Source organism: Candidatus Endomicrobium procryptotermitis, from assembly GCA_031279415.1.
GTDB classification, from domain to species: domain Bacteria; phylum Elusimicrobiota; class Endomicrobiia; order Endomicrobiales; family Endomicrobiaceae; genus Endomicrobium_B; species Endomicrobium_B procryptotermitis.
In genome coordinates this window covers 49,858-58,438 of record JAITIP010000043.1, presented here as the reverse complement: position 1 = coordinate 58,438, position 8,581 = coordinate 49,858, and the positions used below count along the sequence as shown (strand labels likewise).

7 protein-coding genes are annotated in these 8,581 nt (G+C 34.3%); 3 read left to right on the top strand and 4 right to left on the bottom strand.

Annotated elements, in window-relative coordinates:
• The 4 genes from LBD46_08855 to LBD46_08840 form a co-directional block, all read right to left on the bottom strand.
• A partial coding sequence (locus tag LBD46_08855; protein MDR2427267.1) for a hypothetical protein occupies window positions 1-1,061 on the bottom strand: 1,061 nt, incomplete at its 3' end.
• Between the two features lie 422 nt (window positions 1,062-1,483).
• Window positions 1,484-2,188, bottom strand: coding sequence for a hypothetical protein (locus tag LBD46_08850; protein MDR2427266.1), 705 nt, complete (start codon window positions 2,186-2,188; stop codon window positions 1,484-1,486).
• A 138-nt stretch (window positions 2,189-2,326) separates the two neighbouring features.
• Entirely contained in the window at window positions 2,327-3,166 is an 840-nt protein-coding gene (locus tag LBD46_08845; protein ID MDR2427265.1) for a hypothetical protein, read from the bottom strand.
• 442 nt (window positions 3,167-3,608) lie between these two features.
• A complete protein-coding gene (locus LBD46_08840; GenBank protein ID MDR2427264.1) occupies window positions 3,609-5,081 on the bottom strand; it encodes a hypothetical protein in 1,473 nt (490 codons plus the stop codon).
• A 168-nt stretch (window positions 5,082-5,249) separates the two neighbouring features.
• Between LBD46_08840 and hydE the strand changes: the two genes are divergently transcribed.
• The 3 genes from hydE (at window position 5,250) to LBD46_08825 (ending at window position 8,449) form a co-directional block, all read left to right on the top strand.
• Window positions 5,250-6,320 carry a [FeFe] hydrogenase H-cluster radical SAM maturase HydE gene (gene hydE, locus LBD46_08835; GenBank protein ID MDR2427263.1) on the top strand — a complete coding sequence of 357 codons (1,071 nt, stop codon included), beginning with the start codon at window positions 5,250-5,252 and terminating at the stop codon, window positions 6,318-6,320.
• Between the two features lie 38 nt (window positions 6,321-6,358).
• The gene (mnmA, locus tag LBD46_08830; GenBank protein ID MDR2427262.1) at window positions 6,359-7,459 is read left to right on the top strand and encodes a tRNA 2-thiouridine(34) synthase MnmA; all 1,101 of its coding nucleotides are present in this window, start codon (window positions 6,359-6,361) and stop codon (window positions 7,457-7,459) included.
• 321 nt (window positions 7,460-7,780) lie between these two features.
• Entirely contained in the window at window positions 7,781-8,449 is a 669-nt protein-coding gene (locus LBD46_08825) for a class I SAM-dependent methyltransferase (GenBank protein MDR2427261.1), read from the top strand.
• Window positions 8,450-8,581: the final 132 nt, after the last annotated feature.

Genomic DNA, 8,581 nt, shown 5'->3' with positions numbered 1-8,581 from the left:
CCACTGCTCTTTCTCCCATTCCACTTAAACGGCTTCGACGTAAGCCTTGCTATCTCACGACCGTTAATATCAAATATTGTAACCGTATCACCTGTACCCAAATTCCTGAATTCAAGCTCCTCACCAAGACGAAAAACTTTGTACACTGGACGATAATCACTGTCAGACAAAGCGACTTTATCAAATACAGCGTAATATCCAAGCTTTGTATTTGTCAAAGCAAGATTTACCGTAACAGTACGCATTTCAAAATTATTTGTAAAACTAACATTTTCCCATCTTGTACCATTAAGCCATCTGACTTCGATATTGTTATAATCCGACACCAAATCACCATAATATAAAGTTATAGAAGGCATGAGAGCCTGACTGTTGACAATAATGTCAGCTGGCGTAAATTCATAAGCTATTATAGGACGCAGCCCTCCTATGAAGGGAAGCGTTTCGCTTGTATATAATTCTTTTATTCTGTAATTTGTGGTAGAAAGAAGAGCGCCCTGCAAAAAATACTGCACGGTATTTCCTCTTGTCTGATCTCCGCTTTGAAGTGTTAAAATGCCACCAGAAGTGCCTATAGCCTGCGTTTCTATCTGTTTAACATTAGCTTCTATATATGAATTGCTCGATGGGTAGCTGCCCATTGTTCCGTCACTAGCTTTTGCAGAAATCCTATAATAGATATATTCCGAATTAGTATCTATAACTATCGGAGACGTCACAAAACTATATAAATGTTCATCTGTTTTTTTATAAGTAACACTTGAAGCCTTAACAATACTGTTGTCATCCGTATAATACTGTATGATGATGCCGTCTCCTTGATTATTTGAAAGTCCAACGGAATCCTGTGCCAAAACAACCGTACCAGTAGCAACGAGCGTACGCATATTTACAGAAACTCTATCTATATCTGAATGAAAAATGGTTATAACGACAGGAGTATTATGAGCTATCTCTTCAAAAGATACTTCAGCTCTGAAAAGCATTGTCTGTTGAGAAAAAGCAAGAGAACAAAAAATAAAAAATAATATTAAAATAATAAAGGACATTTTTTTATTCATTAAATAATCCTATAATAATAGAACTTGTTTTCTATGTGTCTCTGTAAAGTATTGCTGAAATCCGCCGCACTGTACAACTTTATTTTTCTATCCTAAGTATCTAAAATGCCGCAAATAGCCATTGTTGCCTTCATAATATAATAATAAAAAAATCCATAATAGTTAATAATCGCCGTCGAAATCTGTCCCGCCGGAAGAAAAAGATGACTTATTCTGTATCCTGAGCAGTCCTCAGGTTTGACTGCTGACGACTTATTTATCCATGCAACAATTTCTACTGTGCGGCAAAGAGCATAATCTATACAATTCTCTGTACTGCTGCGAAGCAGCCCGGCCATTTCTAAAAACAGCAAACGAATACCATGATATATTGACGGCAAACTCTCTGCATTAACAAAGAACAATTATTTATATCACTAGCTTTACTGTACAATTGTTCTGTCTTTTTTTATTCTAAACTCAATTTTTTTAGAAGATGACTGCCCTTGAGTCTCAACCAATATCTCTGCAATATATTTCCCAGCTTTCAAATTTGTAATATCAGGAATCTCTGCATAAAAGCCGGATCTTGATGTATTTGCATACACGGGAACTCTTTCAGGTATAACTGAGCTTGCAACAAGTTTATCTTTTTTATTATAAATATTAAATTTTCCTTGAGGACGCACATGCACGTTTCCATTATTTTGCATAGAAAAAGATGCAGTAATGCCATTATTTTTTTTAGCCACATTTATTATTTTTTCAACATTAAAATCAACTTGTTCGGTCCCTTTAATAATAATATAAATAGGAAAACTCATTTTTATGGTAATCCCATCATTTCCTGGTGGTTTCAGTGAAAAAGTAACTTGCCCTGAAACAGACCCCTGCATGTCTTGGTTTGTGATAATCGTATAGAAGACCTCTTTACTTTCACCTTTAGCCAAGACAAATTTTTTTGTCTCTATATTAAGCCATGAATTTACATTTATATTATTTCCTTTATAACTGTTCCAGTCATTCGTTAAAACTTCAATATTAACATTTCCTTCATAATTGTTTGTAACCATAAACGAAGCTTTAATAGATTCGTTTATTCCTGCGCGAATGTCAACCCTCGATGGAGAAACCGATAAAGATGCCATAGAAGTCACATGAAATACTGATAAAATAAATAAAAAAACTGCTATTTTTTTTAGCAAAGCCTTATCTAACCTTTAAAACACCCCTGCGCCTATATCAATGTTTAAAGCAATATAAGCACAGGGGCTAAAATGAACTAATTATTCAGTAATAGTTTCAACTGTTAAAGTTTCAGTACCATATCTGTGAGCCGTTTGTGCATTGAAAGCTGAAAGTGAAAAAAACATGTAAATTTTTGCTCCTGGAAATGCATTACCTACATCTACATTATGAAGAACACCGTTTTCTTCGCCAACTCTTATACCCTTATCATTGGCTATTTCTAATTCTTTTGCAGCTTTACTATAACCTGGTTTAGAGGTATCTTGCACCCAATAAGTTCCATAAGCATCTAAAAGTTTCAACTCATCAATAGATGTGATAGCACTATATGCCTTTGTGTCGGCCGCTGCAGTGCTCATCGCAACTGATGCCATTGATGAATGAAGAATTTTATATGCTAATTCAAGACCGGGGGCGCTAACAGCACTGGTGGATTTCATTGCAATAAGAGGAGATGCTGTATTAGATGAAGTGCCTGATACATACTTATAACCCGTCGCAGACTCAGTACCACTCTTATTGTCGGTGTAAAAAATTACGGTAGTATTAGGCGCAAGCCCGTCGCCTAAATCAATTTCTGCATATACTTTAGAGTTTGAAAACCATGTCTGAGGAACAGACCCTGAATAAGTTATTCCATCGCCATTTCCAGGCTTCAACTCCTTAAAAGCATTTACCCAATGGACTGTAGTAGTGCTAATATCTCCGACAGCAGGGACAAGTCCTGCCATCTGTTTAAGAGTAAAACCAAAATTCGTATTAGTGCTTGCAAATGAAATTTCAGCCCTAAATATGGTCGTCGTTGAAGCTGCAAAAGCCGACACTGCTAATGTTGATACTACTGCTGCCGCTGCTAAAAAACTAAATAATTTACGCATTTACTCCTCCTTGTTATGGCATATAGCCATTTAACAGAACCAACCTATAAAATACAACAATGACAATTTTTTTACTTATTCCTCCTTTTTTAATTTTTTACTAAATTTAAACTGCCGTTTTCCCTTATTCTAAAATCAATAACTTTTTTCGCATTCGCTGCGGATGCATATCCAAAAGCCTTTACATTGAATTCCATAGTATAAAAAAATTTGCTTTAAATATAACTATTTTGTAATTATACATATACATATAGTATTATTTTTGTCAATATTTACTCTAACGACAATATCTTGCTTATATAATAAACTAAAAACTGCATTAAATGTCAATCATTTAATTGTGAAATAAAAGTAAATTCGGGAAATGAACTGGGAAATTTTATTTATAAAAACTAATGACATCACATGACATCACAGCAAGCATTAAGTAAATACAAAATATTTATTTTTTAAATAGTTTATAATCCACATTTTCTTTATCAAAACTCAGTGGGTCAAAGGCTGAAAGGGCAATAATATACCAGCCGGTTGAAGAAACAGATGGAACCCATTGCCCTTTTTTTCCTCTTGGAATTTCCCATTCCCAATGAAAAGTGGTTAAAATTTCTTTTTCTTTAGGCCTCTTAGAAGTATAAGGCAGGGAGCCGTCTATAAGTGTACAGACAACCGACGCTTTTGTCATTTCATTCAGAAAATACATCGCTTTTTGTCTAAAATATTCAGCTTTTTTAATATCTCTGTGCTGTCTTGAAAATTTTGACATAACCTGCATTGCCACTATATGAAAACCAGTTCCTTCAAACCACACCATCTTATAATCTTTCTTTCTACCGGCGTAATTCGTAAAATCATAACCTTTTATTTTCACACCATCCGGCATAAGAACGTCTTCCACAAGATATTCCTTATCGGCAAACTGCATCAAATGGTATGGATTTACACCCATTTCAAAAAGTCGCTGAGGGGTAATGGCAGGAATCGACCATGAAACTGTATCCAAAGCATCTGTAGTATCAACGCCATCTTCATTTGCTCCCATGTTGAAAGTTTTTTTCTTGCTGCCATCATAAACTACTTCCATAAGCCATCTTTCGATAGCAAAAATTTCTCTATTTATATTTTGCAGAAAATATTTCTTTTTGTAAAAAATTTCTCTTATATCGTCATTTTTTAATTCATATAATTCTTTTATCATTTTTAAAAGAGCGTAATGATCGACTACATTTTCCGTAGAATAAACTTTTGCCCAATTCGGTCCCCAGCCGTATCCCATGGAAACGGCGCCGCGGTGGCCGCTTTTGAGCCTATAATGTTCAACATGCTCCGTCCATTTGCAGATATCGATTATGAAAGGAAGAAAATCAGGTTTTCCAGTAACAGCCGTATACTGTATGGCAGCAATAGCTACCCATACAGTTGGTCCCACATGCATTCTGTCTCCGTCTATCCCAATGGGAAGTCCCCATTTTGTGCTTTCTTTGTCCATCCTATAACTATTGAAAAGCCCGTATCTTTCATTTTTAACACAATAAAATTCAGTCTGATAGACTTTGAGAATATTGGCGGCTTTTTGAGGCTGGTCACAAACAAGATAAGCCAATGCGGCAATTGCGCCGTCGTATGTAAAAGCCTGTGCATCTAAAGTGCCTTTTTTTCCATAAGCAAAAACATTTGTAAAAATGTCATAACTATAAATAGAGGTTCCTCTGAAACTTTCCACAAGACCATTTAGGCTTGAGGTCTGTCTGTCAAAGAATTTCGTAACATTGGCTTGGATTTTGTAATAGGCCTTTTTTGCGCCTTCAGAAAGAAATTGTTCTCTGTATTTATTGTTTACGATATCTCCTGCGTAAGTTTCAGTGATTGTAAAAAATAAGAAAAATATTTGTAAAATTATCTTGAAATTAATTTTCATACTGTATCTTAATAGCCTCTCGTGATGTTTTTGTCAACAGCATTAATTAAACCTTTATTTAAATAAAATAACTCTCGTATAATACAATTTTTATATTTCGACTGCAACCCTAATGACAAAAAAATAAACCTCTTTAGTTATCCATAAATATGATAAAATATTTAAATTATGAAAGAAGAATGCATAAAAATTATAAACAGAGCCGAAGAAAGTCATGCGCTAAATGAAAAAGAAATAGTAAAACTGCTAAATGCTGCAGACGCTTCTTTGCTTTTTGAGACTGCAGATAGGATACGTGAAAAATACCTCGGTGGAGAAGTACATCTGCGCGCTTTAATAGAATTTTCAAATTATTGTAAAGAAAACTGCGTCTATTGCGGGCTTCGAAGGGATAATGCTCGTTTGAACAGATACCGCATAGAACCATCCGATATAATAAAACTTGCACAAAAAGCGAAAGGCTATGGATATAAAACCGTAGTATTACAGTCGGGAGAAGACCCATATTACACCGCTGAAAAAATGGTCAAAATTATTTCCGCGATAAAAAAGCTTGGTATTGCACTTACCTTAAGCATAGGCGAAAAAACTTATGAAGAATATAAAGCGTTTCGCAGAGCTGGTGCCGACAGATACCTTTTGAGAATAGAAACTACCGACGAAGAATTGTATGTAAAATATGATCCAGGAATGAGCTTGAAAAACAGAATGAAATGCCTTGAAAATATTAAATCTCTCGGCTATGAAACGGGTTCAGGAATTATAGTCGGGCTTCCCGGCCAAACAGTTGAAAGCATTGCAAAAGATATTTTATATCTTAAATCTATACCCGTGGATATGGCAGGAATAGGTCCTTTTATCTATAATCCATACACGCCAGTATATGAAAATTACAGAGAAGAAAAACAAAAAATCGAAGTAAATAAAAAAAATAATTTTAAATTATCGCTCAAAGTAATGGCGATTTTGCGACTTTTAATGCCGGATATAAACATTCCAGCGACTACCGCGATGGAAACCATAAACTGTAACGGCCGCATAATAGCTTTGCAAAGCGGAGCAAATGTTGTGATGCCAAATGCAACGGAAGGCGATTATAGAAAATTTTATGAAATATATCCCGGAAAAGTATGCATCTCGGAATCTCCTGCTTATTGCAGATTTTGCATAACAAACAAAATTAGGTCCATAGGAAGAACGATTTCCGAACATGAAGGATTTCATAAATATATGGCATAAATCATTTTTTTTAATAAACTTTTGCTGAAAGGAACAAAATGAAAATTTTAGTTGGATTAAGCGGCGGAGTAGATTCTGCGGTGGCTGCTTATTTATTAAAAAAGCAGGGACATGAAATTACCGGCGCGATGATGTCAATATGGGATAATTCCGTACCGCCGCCAAAAATAAAAGTCGCTGATGCGTGCTTTGGTCCAGAAGAAGAAGATATCGAAACGGTAAAAAAAATAGCCGACTTTCTTAAAATACCCGTAGAAATAATAGACTGCCGTAATGAATACAAACGCATAGTGCTTGACAATTTTAAAAATGAATATAAAGAAGGCCGTACGCCTAACCCTTGCGTGTGGTGCAATGCACATATCAAGTTCGGCGTTCTTCCTGCAGCCGCAAAAAGGGCTGGAATGTCTTTTGACAAATTCGCAACGGGACATTACGCCGATATAATTTTTAACAAAGATTTAAAAATGTATCAGCTTAAAAAGCCAAAAGATAAAAATAAAGATCAGACATATTTTCTTTACCGTCTGCCGCAAAAAATATTATCACAAACGCTTTTTCCGCTCAGCTCTTATATGAAAGAAGATGTCAGAAAAATAGCAAAAGATATAAATCTGCCGGCAGCCGAAAAGCCTGATAGTCAGGATTTTTACTGCGGCGATTACAATGATATATTGCAGTTTAAAACAAATCAGGGCGATATTGTCGATAAAAATGGAAAAGTTTTAGGCAAACACAATGGAATATGGAATTATACTATAGGTAAAAGAAAAGGACTTGGGCTTTCCGGAGGAACTAAAGAACCTTTATATGTCATAAAGATACTGGCAAAACAAAATATTATAATAGTAGGTGCAAAAAAAGATTTGTATTCATCGACGCTTATAGCACGGAAAGTTTCATGGGGATCCATTCCCACACTGCAAAAGCCTATAACAGTTTTTGCCAAAATCCGCCAGCAGCACAATGCGGCAAAAGCAGCGGCAATTCCTATCAAAAGCGCCGATGGTAAAATATTATCTAACGTACGCATAGATTTTAAAGAACCTCAGATGTCCGTAACTTCTGGACAGAGCGTCGTTTTTTATCAAGATGACATAGTTCTCGGCGGCGGAATTATAGACAACGGTATAACTTGACAAATAATTTTTAAAAGATAAAAAAATACAAATTGATTTTTTGGCGTATGTTTTTTATTTTGTTATATATTTTTTATTTTGTAGAATATTATTTATATGCCTTTCTGAAGTATTAAAAATTCGTAATAACAATATAATGCAACAATTTGAGCTTTTCTATATGCATCCCATATATAACAGAGAAAAATATTTTAAAGGGCATGTTATGTCATTATTAATAAAATTATTTAAAGATATAAAAAATATTCCGATATATATTTGCAGTAAGAACCCCAAATTAAGAAATTATTTTTTTATATATTATTGCCTATGAAACTGAAAATGGTTTTACAAAAAGAAAAACTCAACAGATTATTTACAAAAATCAAACGTTGTTTAAGCTGTTTCTGTAAAGAAACGGTAAAATATTTAATTAAAGTAAAAAACATAAAAAGTATTTTATTTCTACCTGAAGGTTGCAGTAGAAGTTCCGCACTGGCAAATAAATATTTAAAAGGACTCAGAGGTATTGAAATAGGCGGGTCTTCTTACAATGATTTTTTTCTAAATACAATAAATATTGATTGCGACGTAAACCCTATCCAACATAAATACGGAGAAATTGTGAAGGTAGATATTATCGCAGAAGGCGATAATCTTCCGTTTAAAGACAATATATTTGATTTCGTTTTAACTTCACATGTTTTGGAACATATGTGGGATCCAATAAAAACTCTTAATGAATGGATTAGAGTAATAAAACCAAATGGCTATGTTTTTATGATAATTCCTCATAAAGAAAGAACTTTTGACAAACCAAGACAAAGAACCTCGCTTAATGAACTTATTAAAAGACATGAATGTAAAGATCCCCTTACAAGAACACATTACAATGTGTGGATTACAGAAGATGTTTTGGAGTTATGCAGATATTTAAATTTAAACGTAATCGATTTCCAAGATAAAGACGATAAAATAGGAAATGGTTTTACCATAGTAATTAAAAAATAACAGAATTATCACTTGAGATATTATTGAGCATTAGTACCATCTGCCAGCCATCAACCTGCTTAAAATGTTGATGACATAACAATTAGTGATTTTTAGGGACACTCTATTGCCGTTTAATCATTTACAGAATAT

Excerpts from the sequence above, each read along its gene's own strand:
- LBD46_08850 (MDR2427266.1), bottom strand. The coding sequence starts at position 2,188 with ATGGCATCTTTATCGGTTTCTCCATCGAGGGTTGACATTCGCGCAGGA.
- LBD46_08845 (MDR2427265.1), bottom strand. The coding sequence starts at position 3,166 with ATGCGTAAATTATTTAGTTTTTTAGCAGCGGCAGCAGTAGTATCAACA.
- LBD46_08840 (MDR2427264.1), bottom strand. The coding sequence starts at position 5,081 with ATGAAAATTAATTTCAAGATAATTTTACAAATATTTTTCTTATTTTTT.
- hydE (MDR2427263.1), top strand. The coding sequence starts at position 5,250 with ATGAAAGAAGAATGCATAAAAATTATAAACAGAGCCGAAGAAAGTCAT.
- mnmA (MDR2427262.1), top strand. The coding sequence starts at position 6,359 with ATGAAAATTTTAGTTGGATTAAGCGGCGGAGTAGATTCTGCGGTGGCT.
- LBD46_08825 (MDR2427261.1), top strand. The coding sequence starts at position 7,781 with ATGGTTTTACAAAAAGAAAAACTCAACAGATTATTTACAAAAATCAAA.